Raw genomic sequence first — 15,357 nt, forward strand, 5'->3', positions numbered from 1 at the left:
GGACCCGCCGGCCGCCGCCGCATGCCGGTCGGTCGCCGCTCTCGCACGCCGGTCGCCGGTCGCCGCTCTCGCACGCCGGTCGCCGGTTGCCGGTCACGCACGCCGGTCGCCGTCGCCGTCGCCGGTTCAGGCGTCGCAGCGGGCCGCCGGAAGGGTGCCGTCGGGGCCGAGCAGGGACACCTCGACCATCCCGACCGGGTCCTCCGCGTAGACGGTCGTGCAGACCAGCTGCTGGATGGCCGCGTCCGTCAGGTCCCCGACGGGGAACGGAACCCTCAGCCGGAGGTGACGGCGACCCTCTGCGACCGCCTTCGACGGGTCTCCCTCGATGTGCGGGACGGTCTCGGAGCGCGGCAGGCCGGTGGTCATGCCGACGGCGACCTCGCCTGCGACCGGGCCGTTCACCAGCATGAAGAGCACCTTGTCGATGCCGACCCTCCCGCTCCGCGTCTCGACGCCCGTGCCGCTGCCGCTCGTGTGGTCCGGGTTCGCCCACGGCTCGCCACGGGAGGAGAACGGCCCGTCGAGGTCGCGGACCGACGGCAGCAGCCGGCCGTCCGGCCCGAGGAAGTAGAGCACCACCCGGTTGCCGCCGGGTGCGGGGTGGACGGCGACGGTCGCCGCGCCGCCCGCCTCGACGACGTCGCTGTCCTGGATGCCGCAGCCGGTCAGCGTCAGCAGCGCCGCGGACCCCAGCAGCGCGGCGACGGCCTTCGTCCGGCGGTTCACAGCGGCATCCGTACGGTGAAGACCGCGCCGCCCGCGGGGTGGTTGGCGGCCTCGACGGTGCCGCCGTGCAGGCGCACGTTCTCCAGGGTGATCGCCAGGCCGAGACCGCTGCCCGCCGAGCGGGTGCGGGCCCGGTCGGCCTTGTAGAAGCGGTCGAAGACGTGCGGCAGGACGTCCGGGGGGATGCCCGGCCCCCGGTCGGCGACCTCGGTCACGAGCCGGTCCCCCTCGGCGTACAGCCTCACGGTCACCGGCGCCGCGCCGTGCCGCAGGGCGTTGCCGACGAGGTTGGCGACGACGACGTCGAAGCGGCGCGGGTCGAGACGGGCCCTGATGCCCTCGTCGAGGTACGTCACGACCTGCGCCGGATCGGTCCAGTGCCGGTGCTGGAGGGTCTTGCGCACGCAGTCGGCGGCGTCCACCTCGTCCGGGTGGAGCTCGGCGGCGCGCGCGTCGAAGCGGGAGATCTCCATCAGGTCCTCGACGAGCACGGCGAGCTTGCCGGTCTCCGAGCTGATCAGACGGACCGCGCGGGCCGTGTCGGTGTCGAGGAGGCCGGCGTCCTCGTCGAGGACCTCGGTGACCGCGAGCATGCCGGCGAGCGGGGTGCGCAGTTCGTGCGAGACGTCGGAGGCGAAGCGGCGGGCCCGGGCCTCGGCGTCCCGTAGCTCGGCGACGGAACGTTCCAGCGCCGCGGCGGACTCGTTGAACGTGCGGGCGAGGTCGGCGAGTTCGTCGCTTCCCTTGGCGTGGATACGGGTGTCGAGGCGGCCGCGCCCCATGCTGTGGGCCGCGTGGCGCAGCTCCCGCACGGGGCGGAGCACCCCGCGGGCGGCGATCAGCGCGGGGATCAGCGCGACGGCGAGGGCGGGCAGGGCGCCGTCGCGGGCGGCCTCCACCATGGCCTCGATGTTGGCCTCCTCCTCGTCGAGCTCCATGACGGCGTAGAAGACGAGGCCCGTGGGCTGGGCCGTCCCCTCGGTCGCATGGGTCCGGAAGACGGCCGGGACCGCCATCGTCAGGTACGGCGTGCCGTTCTTCACCACGCGCTGGAAGCTGCCGTGCGCGGTGGCCGTCCCGGCCGTCGCGCGGGCCCGCAGTTCGGGGGTGACGACGGAGGAGGTGGGGCGGTCGGTCGAGGAGACCCGGACCTTGCCGTACTCGGCGTAGACCCGCCAGGGGCGGGGCTTGCCCTGCCGGGCGACGAGCATGAGCGAGTCCCGCAGCGAGTCGGCGTCGACCGGCAGGGTGACGCCCAGCGCGTCCACCTGCTCGCGGAACGCGGAGACCGCGGTGTCCTGCGTCTGCTCCAGGACGGCGTTGCGCGCGGCCCGGTACGTGAGCGCGGCCGTCGTGCCGCAGCCGACGGCCGCGACGAGCAGGAACGCGAGGATCAGCCGGGTCCGCAGGCCGAAGGGGTGCGGGCGCAGGCGCGGGGCGCGCGGCTTGCGGCGCCGGCGGGGTGCCGCGCCGGCGGCCTCCGTCGCCGCCCCTGCCGCCGTCGCCCTCGTCGTCCCGGGGGCCGCCGACACCTCGGGAGCCTCGTCCTCGGGGCTCACGCAGGCCTTCACAGCGGGCCGAAGCGGTAGCCGAAGCCCCGCAGGGTCTGGATGTAGCGGGGTTCGCCCGGGGTGTCCTCGATCTTGTTCCGCAGCCGCCGGACGCAGGCGTCGACCAGCCGGGCGTCTCCGTGGTAGCTGTGCTCCCAGACGTGTTCGAGGAGCTGCTGCCGGCTGAAGACCTGCTCGGGCGCGGCCGTCAGATGGAGCAGCAGCTTCAGCTCGGAGGGGGCGAGGGCGACGCGCTCGCCCGACTTCGCGACGGTCAGTCCGGCCCGGTCGATCGCCAGCTCCCCGTGGAACTCGACGGCCGACCGGCCCGATCCCGGCTCCTCGATGCGTCGCAGCACGGCCCGTATCCGCGCCTCGATGACCTCCGTACGGGCCGGCTTCACGATGTAGTCGTCCGCCCCCGCCTCCAGGCCGACCACCACGTCGAAATCGTCCCCGCGGGCGGTGAGCATGATGATCGGCAGCTGGCTGCTCTCCCTGACCCGGCGGCAGACCTGCACGCCGTTCATCCCCGGCAGCATCAGGTCGAGCAGGAGCAGGTCCGGCCTGAACTCCCCCAGCGCGGCCAGTCCCGCCTCGCCCGTGGGGGCGGTCCGCACGTCGTGGCCGCGGCGGCGCAGGCCGAGCTCCACGCCCTCCCTGACGGAGGGGTCGTCTTCTATCAGCAGCACGCGGGGCATGTCCGGAGTATCCCAAGGTCGATGACGTGTCCCTGCCGGGGCCCACGCACGGCGGCCCGCTCGGCGGGGGTCAGGGGCGGAGGCGGGTGAGGAGGGAGCGCAGGTCGGTGAGGCGGAGGGGGCCGGAGAGGAGGGCGAAGGTGGTGAGGAGGGTGAGGGCACCGGAGAGGCCGGCGACCACGGGACCGGCCACGTCGGTGAGGCCGACGGCGAAGAAGGCGTACCCGGTGGCCGGCACCGCGGCGAGGAGGAGCCGCGCCAGCGCGGGGGCCGTACCGCCGGAGGACGTACCGCGCAGTCGCCGTCGCAGGACGTACGCGGTGAGGGCCCAGCCCGCCCACAGGGCGAGGGAGTAGCCGGCGGCCATGCCGGCGACGGCCCAGTGGGCCGGGAGGAAGTGGTGGGCGGCGAGGGAGAGGCCCGCGTTGAGCCCGGCGATGACGAGGTTGAGGAGGAAGGGGGTGCGGGTGTCGCGGAGGGCGTAGAAGGCGCGGGTGCAGACGTACTGGCCGGAGAGGGCGACGAGGCCGGGGGCGAAGGCCATGAGGATCCAGGCCATGGAGCGGATGTCGTCGCCGGTGGTGGCGCCGTACCGGAAGACGACGGTCATCAGCGGCACGGCGAGCGCGAGGAGCGCGCATGCGGCGGGGACGATCGCGGCCGAGCTGGTCCGCAGGGCGTGGGAGACGTCCCGGCGGACGCCCGCGAGGTCGCCGTCGGCGGCCGCGCCGCTCATGCGGGGCAGCAGGGCGGTGACGAGGGAGACGGTGATGATGCCGTGCGGGACGGTCCAGAGCAGGTAGGCGTTGTTGTACGCGGCGAGGCCTGATCCGCCGGAGGTGACGGCGCCGGCCGAGGTGGCCAGCCAGGTGGTGACCCAGTAGGCGCCCTGGTTGGTGAGGACGAGCAGCACGAGCCAGCCGGCCGAGCGCAGCGGGGCGGCGAGGCCGCTGCCGCGCCAGTCGAGCCGGGGGCGCCAGCGGAAGCCGGCGGCGCGCAGCGAGGGGACGAGGGCGAGGGCCTGGAGGGCGATGCCGGCGGTGGTGCCCCAGCCGAGGAGCGCGGTCTCGCCGGGGGTGAGGGTGCCGCCGTCGCTGACGGCGAGGAAGAGCGTGAAGACGGCGACGACGACCACGTTGTTGAGGACGGGGGTCCACATCATGGCGCCGAACCGGCCGCGGGCGTTGAGGACCTGGCCGAGGAGCGTGAACAGTCCGAGGAAGAGGATCTGCGGCAGGCAGGCGCGGGTGAAGGCGAGGGTCATCGCGCGTTGCGCGCCCGTGTAGTCGGTGTAGACGTCGACGATCAGGGGCGCGGCGAGGACCGCGGCCGCGGTCAGGGCGGTGAGGGCGAGCGCGCAGAGGGTGAGGAGGCGGTCGGTGTAGGCGACGCCGCCGTCCTCGTGTTCCTTGGCGGCCTTGACGAGTTCGGGGACGAAGACGGCGTTGAGGGCGCCGCCGAGGAGCAGCATGTAGACGATGGTGGGGACGGAGTTGCCGACCGCGTAGCCGTCGGCGACGTACCCGGCGCCGAGGGCGGCGGCGACGACGGAGGCGCGGACGAAGCCGGTGGCGCGGGAGACGAGGGAGCCGGCGGCCATGAGCGCGCCGCTGCGGAGGACCGAGGCCTTGGGCTCGGCGGGTGTCGCGGTGAGCGTGGCGGTCATCGGCGGGCCAGATAGGCCTGGAAGGCGCGGAAGAGCGCCTGGTTGGTCGTGCCCGGCATCGGAATCTCCCACTCGCCCAGTGTCTCGACGACCTGTCCGCCCGTGCCGAGCTTCCAGCGCAGGAGCCCGTGGGCGCGGTCGTCCGGATCGAGGGTGGAGGGTACCCCGCGCAGGTCGTAGACGGCGGCGCCGGCGGCGTGGGCGTCGAGCAGCATGCGCCACTGGAGGGCGTTGGAGGGGCGGACCTCGCGGCGGTGGTCGGCCGAGGCACCGGTCTGGTACCAGACGCGCCCGCCGACGGTGACCATGGTGTGGGCGGCGAGTATCTCGCCCTCGTGGCGGGCGAGATAGAGCTTCATGCGGCCGGGCTGTTCGGCGTTGAGGGCGGCGTACTGGCGCTCGTAGTAGGCGAGGGAGCGGCCGAGGCGGAAGCCGTCGCGTTCCTCGGTGACCCGGAGCAGCCGGTAGAAGTCGGGGAGGTCGGCGGCGGAGCCGACGGTGATCTCGACGCCGGACTTGCGGGCCTTGCGGACGTTGCGCCGCCATTCCTGGTTGAGGCCGGCCCAGAGGTCGTCGGTGGAGCGGCCGGTGAGGGGGACCTGGAAGACGTGCCTCGGCTGGGCGTCGGCGCCGTCCCCTGAGTCGCCGCCGCAGCGGCGCCAGCCGCGGGCCCGGAGCCGGTCGACGACGACGGTGCCGAGCGGGTCGACCTCGTCGGCGAGTACGTCGGCCAGTCGTCGTCCGGTTCCGGTGCGGGCCTTGAGGGTCGCGGCGTTCCACCGGCGGTAGGCGGGTCCGGGTCCGATGCGCACGGCGAAGGCGCCGGAGGCCCGCAGATGGCCGAGGAGCGGTCCGAGCCAGCCGTCGAGGTCCGGGTCGGCCCAGTCGGCGAAGGGTCCTTCGGGGAGGTACGCGAAGTACTTGCGGGTGCCGGGGAAAGGGCGCAGGAGGACGAGGGCGACGCCGGTGAGCTCGCCGGACTCGGGCCCCCAGCCGACGAGTTGGTGGCACCAGCCGTCCTTCACCTGCGCCCAGGAGGGGAGTTGGAGGAAGCTGGGGCCGTCGGCGCCGGCGGACCGGGACGCGAGGAACGCGCGGTAGGCCTCGGGGGTCACGGGGCCGACCCTGACCGGGCCGAGCGGGGCACGACGGTCGGCGGGTGCGGCCGTCAGGAGCAGAGCGGACACGACGGGAGCCTCCTGGTTCCGCCCCTCGGTGGTGGGGCGCACAGCAGGCTCACAGCCGAATTCGACGGGGCCGCGCGTCGTATGTGACCGGACCGTGACCGTTGTGCCGCAGCCCTTGTCACATGGCCGTTCGGCGCCCCACGGGCGCCGCGGCCGACCTACAGTCCGGACATCCCACCCTTCTTCCCTCTCCACGGAGGTCTTCCGTGCTGCCGATACGCACACGCCCGCGTTCCACCCGTCCCGGCCTCGCGGCCGTCGCGCTCGTCGTCTCGCTCACCGCCTGTACGGCCCAGGCCGCGGACGGCGGCGGCCGGTCGGGGGCGCGGGACCACGGTTCCGCCGCGCCCGCGGCGAAGGTGACGGTCGTGTCCCCGGCGGCCGGGAGCCCCGTGACCGTGAACGCGTCGGGCGGCACGATCGCCGCGGTGCGGGTCGTCGACGCGGAGGGCGGGACGCTGAAGGGGCGTACGGGCGCGGGCGGCACCAGCTGGGTGTCGGACCGCAAGGCGGTGCCGGGGACCTCGTACACGGTGGAGGTGACCTCCCGGGCCGGCGACGGCGCGGAGTCGACGACCCGGTCCTCCTTCACCACTCCCGAGCCGGAGAAGGTCAACAAGCTGACGCTGGCGCCCGGCAAGAACACCACCGTGGGCGTCGGGCATCCGCTGTCGATCGTCTTCGACCTGCCGGTGACGCGGAAGGCGGACGTGGAGCGGCAGCTCAAGGTCACCACCTCGAACGCGACCGAGGGCTCCTGGGGCTGGGTCAAGGACCACTCGGGCCGGGACCGGGCCGACTGGCGGCCGAAGGAGTACTGGAAGCCGGGCACGAAGGTGACCCTGGAGGCCGACCTGAACGGCACCGACTCGGGCGGCGGCTGGTTCGTGCGGGACTACCGCACCGGCTTCACCGTCGGCGCCTCGCAGGTCGTCAAGGTCGACCTCGACGCCCACCGGCTGACCGTCGTACGGGACGGGCGTACGGTCCGCACCATCCCGGTCTCCGGCGGCACCCCGGGCGGCGACAAGCGGTCCTGGCGCGGCACGGCCGTCCTGATGGCGAAGGAGGGCACCATCAACATGAACTCGGAGACGGTCGGCCTCGGCGACGCCTACGACAAGATGGTCGACTACTCGATGCGGCTGACCTGGTCGGGCATGTACGCCCACGCGGCTCCGTGGAACGCGGCGTACTTCGGCAACGCCAACCGCAGCTCGGGCTGCATCGGCATGAGCGACGAGAACGCCGCCTCCTTCTACGCCTCCGTGAACGTCGGCGACCCCTTCGAGATCACCGGCCGCGAGACGAAGGGCACGGTCGCCGAGGGCAACGGCTACGGGGCGTGGAACCTGAGCTGGGAGCAGTGGCGGGCGAAGAGCGCGCTGAGCTGACGGTCCGGTACGGGCACCGGCGCCGGCCCCGTCAGCCCAGCGCCCTTCGCCAGTCCCGCATCTCCCACATCAGCACCTCCGCGGCGGCGGTCGCCCGGAGCTCCGCGGCGCCGGCGTCGGTGAGCCGGGCAGCGTCGCCGGGGCCGAGCTCCTCGCCGTCGAGGCGTACCGTCCCCCGGGCCACGTGGACGTAGACGAAGTCGGCGTCCGGTACGGCGGCGCGGGCGCCCGGTCCGAGCCGGCGGACGTGCAGCCGGGCGTCCGCGGCCGGCAGGTCGTACGGGACCGGGTCGACGGTCCCACGCACCACCTCGTACGCGGGGTCGCCGCCCGGGGTCAGCGGTGCGAGCCACATCTGGACGAAGACCAGGGGCACGTCGGCGTCGTTGCGCTCGACGTGGCGGACGCCCCCGGCCGAGCTCAGCCGCTGGAGGTCGCCGGGGCGGACGACCGTCTCGTGACCGGCGGTGTCGCGGTGGGTGAGTTCGCCCTCGACGACCCAGGTGACGATCTCGGTGTGGCTGTGGGGGTGCTCGTCGAAGCCGGCCCCGGGTGCGAGCCGCTCCTCGTTGACGGCGAGGAGGGCGCCGAAGCGGAGGTTGTCGGGGTCGTAGTGCGGGCCGAACGAGAGCGCGTGCCGGGTCTCGATCCCGGCCGCCGGGTCGCCGCCGGGGTAGCGCTCTCCGGCGCGCTGGATGCGTATCACGGGCCCACCGTAGTGCCCGTGCCGAGGGGGTGCCCGGGAAGTCCCGCCCGGCCTCCGGCGCCTGGCGCGCATGCCCGCGCCGGAGGCGGATCCCCACCCGCGCCGGACACGAATCCCCGCCCGCGGCGCCGCGGCCCGGCCCCCCGCGACGCCCGCCGGCGGAGGCGAACCCGCCCCGACCCCGCATGCCGGCGTCCCGATAAGGCAGTCTTGTCCCCGTGCCAGAACCCGTGAACGCCGCTCATCCGCACTCCGCGACCCTGAAGCGCCTCGAACAGTCCTCCGGTCGGCTCGCCGCCGGTGCCATCGCCCGCATGGACGAGACGCTGCCCTGGTACCGCGCGATGCCGCCCGAGAACCGGTCGTGGATCGGCCTGGTCGCCCAGGCCGGAATCGCCGCGTTCACCGAGTGGTTCCGGCACCCCGAGACGCCACAGGCGATCTCGACGGACGTCTTCGGCACCGCGCCCCGCGAACTGACCCGGGCGATCACGCTGCGGCAGACCGTGGAGATGGTCCGCACCACGATCGAGGTCATGGAGTCGGCGATCGAGGAGGTCGCCGCCCCCGGCGACGAGTCCGTGCTCCGCGAGGCACTCCTCGTCTACGCCCGGGAGATCGCCTTCGCCACCGCCCAGGTGTACGCGCAGGCCGCCGAGGCCCGGGGCGCGTGGGACGCGCGTCTCGAGTCGCTCGTGGTGAACGCGGTGCTCTCCGGCGAGGCCGACGAGGGCGCCGTCTCCCGGGCCGCCGCGCTCGGCTGGAACTCGCCCGAGCACGTGTGCGTGGTCCTCGGCACCGCCCCCGACGGGGACAGCGAGCTGACGGTGGAGGCGATCCGGCGGGCCGCGCGGCACGCCAAGCTCCAGGTCCTCACCGGGGTCCTCGGCAACCGCCTCGTCGTCATCGCGGGCGGCAACGACAACCCGCTGGCCGTGGCGAAGGCGCTGATCGGGCCGTACGCGGCGGGTCCCGTCGTGGCCGGGCCCGTCGTTCCCGACCTGCTCGCGGCGACCCGCTCCGCGCAGGCCGCGGCGGCCGGCCTCAAGGCCTGTTCGGCGTGGCAGGACGCTCCCCGCCCGGTTCTGGCGGACGATCTCCTCCCGGAGCGCGCCATCGCCTCCGACCCTTCGGCGCGCGAACAGCTGGTGGAGGAGATCTACAGACCGCTGGAGGAAGCGGGCTCGGCGCTGCTGGAAACTCTCAGTGTCTATCTGGAGCAGGCGAGCAGCCTGGAAGGCGCGGCCCGAATGCTCTTCGTCCACCCGAACACCGTGCGCTACCGGCTTCGACGTGTGACCGACGTCACCGGCTGGTCACCCTCCGACGTGCGCTCGGCCTTCACCCTGCGGATCGCCCTCATCCTGGGGCGCTTGGCTGACGGAGATCCGCAGTCCTAGACTTTTGTCGAAGACCAACAATTCCCCCGACGGTTCTTCGTCCTTGTCCCCACGGGCGCCGGGAGCCGTCCGCAAGAGAGAGTGTGAGGGTGCTCGTACTCGTCGCTCCCGGCCAAGGCGCTCAGACGCCCGGCTTCCTGACTCCCTGGCTCGAACTCCCCGGCGCCGCCGACCGCATCGCGGCCTGGTCCGACGCCATCGGACTCGACCTCGCCCACTACGGCACGAAGGCGGACGCGGACGAGATCCGTGACACCGCCGTGGCACAGCCGCTCCTCGTCGCCGCCGGCCTGCTGTCGGCCGCGGCGCTCGGCGACGTATCGCCCGGCGTCGTCGCCGGTCACAGCGTCGGCGAGTTCACCGCCGCCGCGTTCGCGGGCGTGCTCGACGACACCGCCGCGCTGCGTCTCGTCCGGACCCGCGGGCTCGCGATGGCCGAGGCCGCCGCGATCACCGCGACCGGCATGTCCGCGCTGCTCGGCGGCGACCCCGAGGTCACCGTCCCGCACCTCGAGAAGCTCGGCCTCACCGCGGCCAACGTGAACGGCGCCGGCCAGATCGTGGCCGCCGGCACCCTGGAGCAGCTGGCCGCCCTGGAGGCGGACAAGCCCGAGGGCGTCCGCCGGGTCGTCGCGCTCAAGGTCGCCGGTGCCTTCCACACGCACCACATGGCCCCGGCCGTGGCGAAGCTGGAGGAGGCCGCGGCGCAGCTGTCCCCGGCCGCCCCGACCACGCGCTACGTCTCCAACAAGGACGGGCAGGTCGTCGCCGACGGCGCCGAGGTCCTGGCCCGTCTGGTCGGCCAGGTCGCGAACCCGGTCCGCTGGGACCTGTGCATGGAGACCTTCCAGGAGCTCGGTGCCACGGCGCTGATCGAGGTGTGCCCCGGAGGCACCCTGACCGGCCTCGCCAAGCGCGCCCTTCCGGGCGTCGCGACCGTCGCCCTCAAGACTCCCGACGACCTCGACGCGGCCCGTACGCTCATCGCTGAGCACGCGGCCGTCTGACAAGGAGTGTCGAGAAGCATGTCGAAGATCAAGCCCAGCAAGGGCGCCCCGTATGCGCGGATCCTCGGTGTCGGCGGCTACCGCCCCACCAGGGTCGTGCCGAACGAGGTGATCCTCGAGAAGATCGACTCGTCCGACGAGTGGATCCGCTCGCGCTCCGGCATCTCCACCCGCCACTGGGCCTCGCCGGAGGAGACCGTCACCGCGATGTCGGTGGAGGCCTCGGGCAAGGCCATCGCGGACGCCGGTATCACCGCCGAGCAGATCGGTGCCGTGATCGTCTCCACGGTCTCGCACTTCAAGCAGACTCCGGCCGTCGCCACCGAGATCGCCGACAAGGTGGGCGCGGGCAAGCCGGCCGCGTTCGACATCTCCGCCGGCTGCGCGGGCTTCGGCTACGGCCTGACGCTCGCCAAGGGCATGATCGTCGAGGGTTCGGCGGAGTACGTCCTCGTCATCGGCGTGGAGCGGCTCAGTGACCTGACCGACCTGGAGGACCGCGCGACGGCCTTCCTGTTCGGCGACGGCGCCGGCGCCGTGATCGTCGGCCCCTCGGACGAGCCGCACATCGGCCCGACCGTCTGGGGTTCCGAGGGCGACAAGTCCGAGACGATCAAGCAGACCGTCCCGTGGAACGACTTCCGCGTGGGCGACGTCTCGAAGCTGCCGCTCAACGAGCAGGGCGAGGTCAAGTTCCCCGCCATCACGCAGGAGGGTCAGGCGGTCTTCCGCTGGGCCGTCTTCGAGATGGCGAAGGTCGCCCAGCAGGCGCTGGACGCCGCCGGCATCACGGCGGACGACCTCGACGTCTTCATCCCGCACCAGGCGAACATGCGGATCATCGACTCGATGGTGAAGACTCTGAAGCTGCCGGAGCACGTCACGGTCGCCCGTGACGTGGAGACCACCGGCAACACCTCGGCCGCCTCGATCCCGCTCGCCATGGAGCGGCTCCTGGCGACCGGGCAGGCGAAGAGCGGCGACACCGCGCTCGTCATCGGCTTCGGGGCGGGTCTCGTCTACGCCGCGACGGTCGTTACTCTCCCCTAGGCACACCGGATCCTTCCGGAAGCCCCCCTTTTTTTACCGAAGTAACCGCAAGAAGGAGCGCCACTATGGCTCACACCCAGGAGCAGATCGTCGAGGGTCTCGCCGAGATCGTCAACGAGATCGCCGGTATCCCGACCGAGGACGTCCAGCTGGACAAGTCCTTCACCGACGACCTGGACGTCGACTCGCTGTCCATGGTCGAGGTCGTCGTCGCCGCCGAAGAGCGCTTCGACGTCAAGATCCCCGACGAGGACGTCAAGAACCTCAAGACGGTGGGCGACGCTGCCGACTACATCCTGAAGCACCAGGACGGCGGCATCTCGAAGGGCTGAATCGGCCCTTGTTGACTCGGTACGCCACCCGGCGGTGGCGCCGTATTCCGACCATCACACACATGGAGAACGAATTCCTGTGAACTCGACCAATCGCACCGTGGTCGTTACCGGTATCGGCGCAACCACACCGCTGGGTGGCGACTCCGCGTCGACCTGGGAAGGTCTGCTCGCGGGACGCTCCGGCGTCAAGCCCCTCGAGGGCGAGCGCTTCGCCGAACTGCCCGTGCAGATCGCCGCGACGGCCGCCGTCGACCCCGGTGACGTCCTGCCCCGCCCGCTGGCCCGCAAGCTGGACCGCTCGGCGCAGTTCGCGCTGATCGCGGCCCGCGAGGCGTGGGCCGACGCGGGCTACACCGCCCCCGCCGGCGAGGACGAGAAGATCGTGCCCGAGCGGCTCGGCTCCGTCATCGCCTCCGGCATCGGCGGCGTAACGACTCTGCTCGACCAGTACGACGTGCTGAAGGAGAAGGGCGTCCGCCGCGTCTCTCCGCACACCGTGCCCATGCTCATGCCGAACAGCCCCTCCGCCAACGTGGGTCTGGAGGTGAACGCCCGGGCGGGCGTCCACACCCCGGTCTCCGCGTGCGCGTCGGGTGCCGAGGCGATCGGCTACGCCGTCGAGATGATCCGTACCGGCCGTGCCGACGTGGTCATCGCCGGCGGTACCGAGGCCGCGATCCACCCGCTGCCGATCGCCGCCTTCGCCAACATGATGGCGATGTCCAAGAACAACGACGAGCCGACGAAGGCCTCCCGCCCGTACGACACCGGCCGTGACGGCTTCGTGCTCGGCGAGGGCGCGGGCGTCGTGATCCTGGAGTCCGAGGAGCACGCGAGGGCGCGCGGCGCGCGCATCTACTGCGAGGTCCTCGGCCAGGGCCTGTCGGCCGACAGCCACCACATCGCGCAGCCCGAGCCGACCGGCCGGGGCATCGCCGCCGCGATGCAGAACCTGCTCGACTCGACGGACCTCAAGCCGTCCGAGGTCGTCCACCTCAACGCGCACGCCACGTCGACGCCGCAGGGCGACGTCGCCGAGATCAAGGCGCTGCGGAAGGTCCTGGGCGACGACCTCGACCACGTCGCGATCTCCGCGACCAAGTCGATGACCGGCCACCTCCTCGGCGGCGCCGGCGGCATCGAGACCGTCGCCACCGTCCTGGCGCTCCACAACCGCCTCGCCCCGCCGACGATCAACGTCGACGAACTCGACCCCGACGTCGAGGCGGACATCGTCCGCGGCGAGCCCCGCGAGCTCCCCCAGGGCACCATCGCCGCGATCAACAACAGCTTCGGCTTCGGCGGCCACAACGTCGTCCTGGCGTTCCGCACCGTCTGATCCACGGCTCACGCTAAAGGCCCGCCCCCGTCCGGGGCGGGCCTTTCGCATGGGTCAGCGGAGGGCGTAGGCCGCGGGTTCCGCCTGCATCAGGATCTGGTTGAGGACGACGTGCCCGTCGGGGACGGGGACGAGTTCGGGGTAGATGGAGATGCCGACGGTCTTGCCGGTGTCGGGTTCGACGCGGGTGGCGACCTTGCCGGTGGCGCGGTCGAGCAGGGCGATCCGGCCCGAGCCGTGGTTCTCGAGCACGGCGATGCGGCCGTCGGGTTCCACCGCGAGCGCCATCGTCTGGCTCTCCGCGTGGTACGACCACGCCTTCCGGCCGTCCTCCAGGGAGTACGCGACGGCGTAAGTGGGCACCATCGACTCCCGCTGGGCGAGAGTGACGAGGAGGCCGTCTCGGACGACGGGCCGGAGGAAGTCCTGTGCGGCGACGCCTTCGGGCGCGGAGAGGATCCCTTCGGCCCCGGAGAGGGGCACGGTCACGGTCGGCGCACCCTTGTCGTCGAAGACCAGGAAGGCGTGGGTGCCGCGCTTGTCCGCCTCGTCGACCGCGAGGACGACCGGGGAGACGGAGACCACCGCCGCCGTGGCGTCCGACTCGACGGGCAGGTCGCGGGTCCACCGCTGTGCGCCGGTACGGGTGTCGAGGGCGAGGAGCCGAGCGCCCTTGCCGCACTGCTCGGCGAGCAGGGTACGGGTGGCGTCGGCGTCGACCGCCAGGGTCTCGCAGTCCTTGGGCACCGCGCGCTGCCAGCGCTGCTCACCCGATTCGGTGGAGCGGGCCCGGACGACTCCTTCCTCGGCGCTGAGCGCGGTGGTGCCGCCGACGGCGAGAGTGCCCTCGACGAGTCCCTCTCCGCCGAGGTTCCGCTTCCACAGGACCTTGCCGTCGGAGACGCGGACGGCGAGCAGGGTGGCGCAGGGCTTGTCGTGGCGGCCGTACGCGATGAGCCCGACGCCCTCCTCGACGTCCGGGGTCATGGCGCACAGGGCCTCGCGGGTGGGTGCGGCCACGCCCCACCGGACGTGGCCGTCGGTGCCGTCGTACGCGAAGAGTCCGTCGATCCGGCCTTGCGCGACGGCGGAGCCGAGACCCCAGAAGCCGACCGATCTGTCGTGGTTCTGGCCCACACCCGGGATCGACCACGCGACGGCCGGCCGGGTGTCGAGGGACGCGGTGGGCGCGGGCTTCGCGGGCGCCTTGCCCGTCGCCTCGGTGTCGTCGCCGTCGTCGTCGACCCAGACGCCGGCGGCGATCAGCGCGAGCGTCCACACCGCGGCCGCGGCCACGATCGAGGCCCGTCCCGACGCCGCGGTACGGGGTTCGGCGTCGGTCTTGTCGGGACCGGTGCGCGGGGCGCGGGTGTCGGTGTCGTTCGTGCCGGAGCTCGGGAGCGGTGCCGCGTCCCGGACCTCCGGGGCGGTACGGCGGCCGCGCCGGGCCGCGAGGACGGTGGCCCCCAGCGCCGCGCACACGAGGGCGCACACGGCCGCGGCCCGGCCCGTGGGCCAGGAGCCGCCGAGCACCCCCGCTGCCAGGAAGACCGTCGCGGCGCCGAACAAGGCGCCGGACACACCGTCACGCGTCATCTCTCAACCCCCTCCGGCGCACCCCCTGCGCGCCCGGGCGGGAATCTACAGCGTGTCGGTGAAGGGCTGTCAGACGACCTGGTGCAGCCAGCGGACGGGGGCGCCTTCGCCCGCGTACCGGAAGGGTTCCAGTTCGTCGTCCCAGGGCTTGCCGAGGAGTTTGGCGACCTCGGCCTCCAGCTGGGTCTCGCCCTGGAGGGAGCGCGCGAGGGCGGCCCGCAGCCGGTCCTCGGGGATCAGGATGTCCCCGTGCATGCCGGTGACGGCGTGGAAGATGCCCAGGTCGGGGGTGGCGCTGTAGCGCTCGCCCTCGGCGGTGGGGCAGGGTTCCGCGGTGACCTCGAAGCGGAGCATCTGCCAGCCGCGCAGCGCGGAGGCGAGCTTGGAGGCGGTGCCGGTCTGGCCCTGCCAGGAGAACTCGGCTCTCCAGGTGCCGGGGGACGCCGGCTGGCGGATCCAGTCGAGCTGGACCCTCGCACCGAGGACGCCCGCCACCGCCCATTCGACGTGCGGGCAGAGCGCGCGCGGTGCGGAGTGAACGTACAGGACTCCACGTGTCGTCACCGGGACCTCCAGTGTGGGACGAGGTTCGCCTTTCCCAGCGGCCTCAGTAAACAGCATCAGGAGTAAAACATCACAAACCGTCAAAAAGGGGACAGGAAGTGACGTGATGTAATTTACCGGAGCCGGTCGGCAA

General features: G+C 72.9%; 14 protein-coding genes. 6 read left to right on the forward strand and 8 right to left on the reverse strand.

Annotated elements, in window-relative coordinates; all coding sequences use genetic code 11:
• Positions 1–126: 126 nt before the first annotated feature.
• The 5 genes from OO54_RS22915 to OO54_RS22935 all read right to left on the reverse strand — a co-directional run bounded on the left by OO54_RS22915 (position 127) and on the right by OO54_RS22935 (position 5,833).
• Complete coding sequence (locus tag OO54_RS22915) at positions 127–729, reverse strand: hypothetical protein (protein ID WP_033205954.1); 603 nt, start codon at positions 727–729, stop codon at positions 127–129.
• The gene (locus OO54_RS22920) at positions 726–2,288 is read right to left on the reverse strand and encodes a sensor histidine kinase (protein ID WP_033205958.1); all 1,563 of its coding nucleotides are present in this window, start codon (positions 2,286–2,288) and stop codon (positions 726–728) included. Before OO54_RS22920 ends, OO54_RS22915 begins: the two co-directional genes overlap by 4 nt.
• Positions 2,289–2,296: 8 nt before the next feature.
• Positions 2,297–2,980, reverse strand: a complete 684-nt coding sequence (locus OO54_RS22925) for a response regulator transcription factor (protein WP_033205960.1) — start codon at positions 2,978–2,980, stop codon at positions 2,297–2,299.
• A 70-nt stretch (positions 2,981–3,050) separates the two neighbouring features.
• Positions 3,051–4,646, reverse strand: coding sequence for a murein biosynthesis integral membrane protein MurJ (gene murJ / locus OO54_RS22930; RefSeq protein ID WP_033205962.1), 1,596 nt, complete (start codon positions 4,644–4,646; stop codon positions 3,051–3,053).
• Positions 4,643–5,833, reverse strand: a complete 1,191-nt coding sequence (locus OO54_RS22935; protein ID WP_033206095.1) for a lipid II:glycine glycyltransferase FemX — start codon at positions 5,831–5,833, stop codon at positions 4,643–4,645. Before OO54_RS22935 ends, murJ begins: the two co-directional genes overlap by 4 nt.
• Positions 5,834–6,039: 206 nt before the next feature.
• Here OO54_RS22935 and OO54_RS22940 point away from each other — a divergent pair, with 206 nt between their 5' ends.
• Positions 6,040–7,227, forward strand: coding sequence for a L,D-transpeptidase (locus tag OO54_RS22940; protein WP_033205965.1), 1,188 nt, complete (start codon positions 6,040–6,042; stop codon positions 7,225–7,227).
• 31 nt (positions 7,228–7,258) lie between these two features.
• On the opposite strand, the gene OO54_RS22945 is transcribed toward OO54_RS22940, so the two are convergent.
• Entirely contained in the window at positions 7,259–7,933 is a 675-nt protein-coding gene (locus OO54_RS22945) for a pirin family protein (protein WP_167348149.1), read from the reverse strand.
• 218 nt (positions 7,934–8,151) lie between these two features.
• Between OO54_RS22945 and fasR the strand changes: the two genes are divergently transcribed.
• From fasR to fabF, 5 genes are all read left to right on the forward strand, one after another.
• Positions 8,152–9,333, forward strand: a complete 1,182-nt coding sequence (gene fasR / locus OO54_RS22950; RefSeq protein ID WP_017239141.1) for a fatty acid biosynthesis transcriptional regulator FasR — start codon at positions 8,152–8,154, stop codon at positions 9,331–9,333.
• Between the two features lie 89 nt (positions 9,334–9,422).
• Positions 9,423–10,340 (forward strand): ACP S-malonyltransferase, encoded by a 918-nt coding sequence (locus OO54_RS22955; RefSeq protein ID WP_033205968.1) that lies wholly within the window; start codon positions 9,423–9,425, stop codon positions 10,338–10,340.
• Positions 10,341–10,358: 18 nt separating this feature from the next.
• Positions 10,359–11,390 (forward strand): ketoacyl-ACP synthase III, encoded by a 1,032-nt coding sequence (locus OO54_RS22960; RefSeq protein WP_033205969.1) that lies wholly within the window; start codon positions 10,359–10,361, stop codon positions 11,388–11,390.
• 65 nt (positions 11,391–11,455) lie between these two features.
• The gene (locus tag OO54_RS22965) at positions 11,456–11,722 is read left to right on the forward strand and encodes an acyl carrier protein (protein ID WP_033205970.1); all 267 of its coding nucleotides are present in this window, start codon (positions 11,456–11,458) and stop codon (positions 11,720–11,722) included.
• Between the two features lie 79 nt (positions 11,723–11,801).
• Positions 11,802–13,064: a beta-ketoacyl-ACP synthase II gene (gene fabF / locus OO54_RS22970; protein ID WP_017239145.1), complete on the forward strand. Its 1,263-nt coding sequence runs from the start codon at positions 11,802–11,804 to the stop codon at positions 13,062–13,064.
• A gap of 54 nt (positions 13,065–13,118) precedes the next feature.
• On the opposite strand, the gene OO54_RS22975 is transcribed toward fabF, so the two are convergent.
• Together OO54_RS22975 and OO54_RS22980 are read right to left on the reverse strand one after the other, a co-directional pair.
• Positions 13,119–14,660 (reverse strand): outer membrane protein assembly factor BamB family protein, encoded by a 1,542-nt coding sequence (locus OO54_RS22975; RefSeq protein WP_033205971.1) that lies wholly within the window; start codon positions 14,658–14,660, stop codon positions 13,119–13,121.
• Between the two features lie 69 nt (positions 14,661–14,729).
• Entirely contained in the window at positions 14,730–15,224 is a 495-nt protein-coding gene (locus tag OO54_RS22980) for a DUF3145 domain-containing protein (RefSeq protein WP_033205972.1), read from the reverse strand.
• Between the last annotated feature and the right edge of the window lie 133 nt (positions 15,225–15,357).

The sequence above is a fragment of the Streptomyces wedmorensis genome (assembly GCF_000716445.1).
GTDB classification, from domain to species: domain Bacteria; phylum Actinomycetota; class Actinomycetes; order Streptomycetales; family Streptomycetaceae; genus Streptomyces; species Streptomyces wedmorensis.

What these genes read in the sequence shown, in the direction of transcription:
- OO54_RS22975 (WP_033205971.1), bottom strand. Translation starts at nt 14,660, where the DNA reads ATGACGCGTGACGGTGTGTCCGGCGCCTTGTTCGGCGCCGCGACGGTC.
- murJ (WP_033205962.1), bottom strand. Translation starts at nt 4,646, where the DNA reads ATGACCGCCACGCTCACCGCGACACCCGCCGAGCCCAAGGCCTCGGTC.
- OO54_RS22965 (WP_033205970.1), top strand. Translation starts at nt 11,456, where the DNA reads ATGGCTCACACCCAGGAGCAGATCGTCGAGGGTCTCGCCGAGATCGTC.
- OO54_RS22925 (WP_033205960.1), bottom strand. Translation starts at nt 2,980, where the DNA reads ATGCCCCGCGTGCTGCTGATAGAAGACGACCCCTCCGTCAGGGAGGGC.
- OO54_RS22960 (WP_033205969.1), top strand. Translation starts at nt 10,359, where the DNA reads ATGTCGAAGATCAAGCCCAGCAAGGGCGCCCCGTATGCGCGGATCCTC.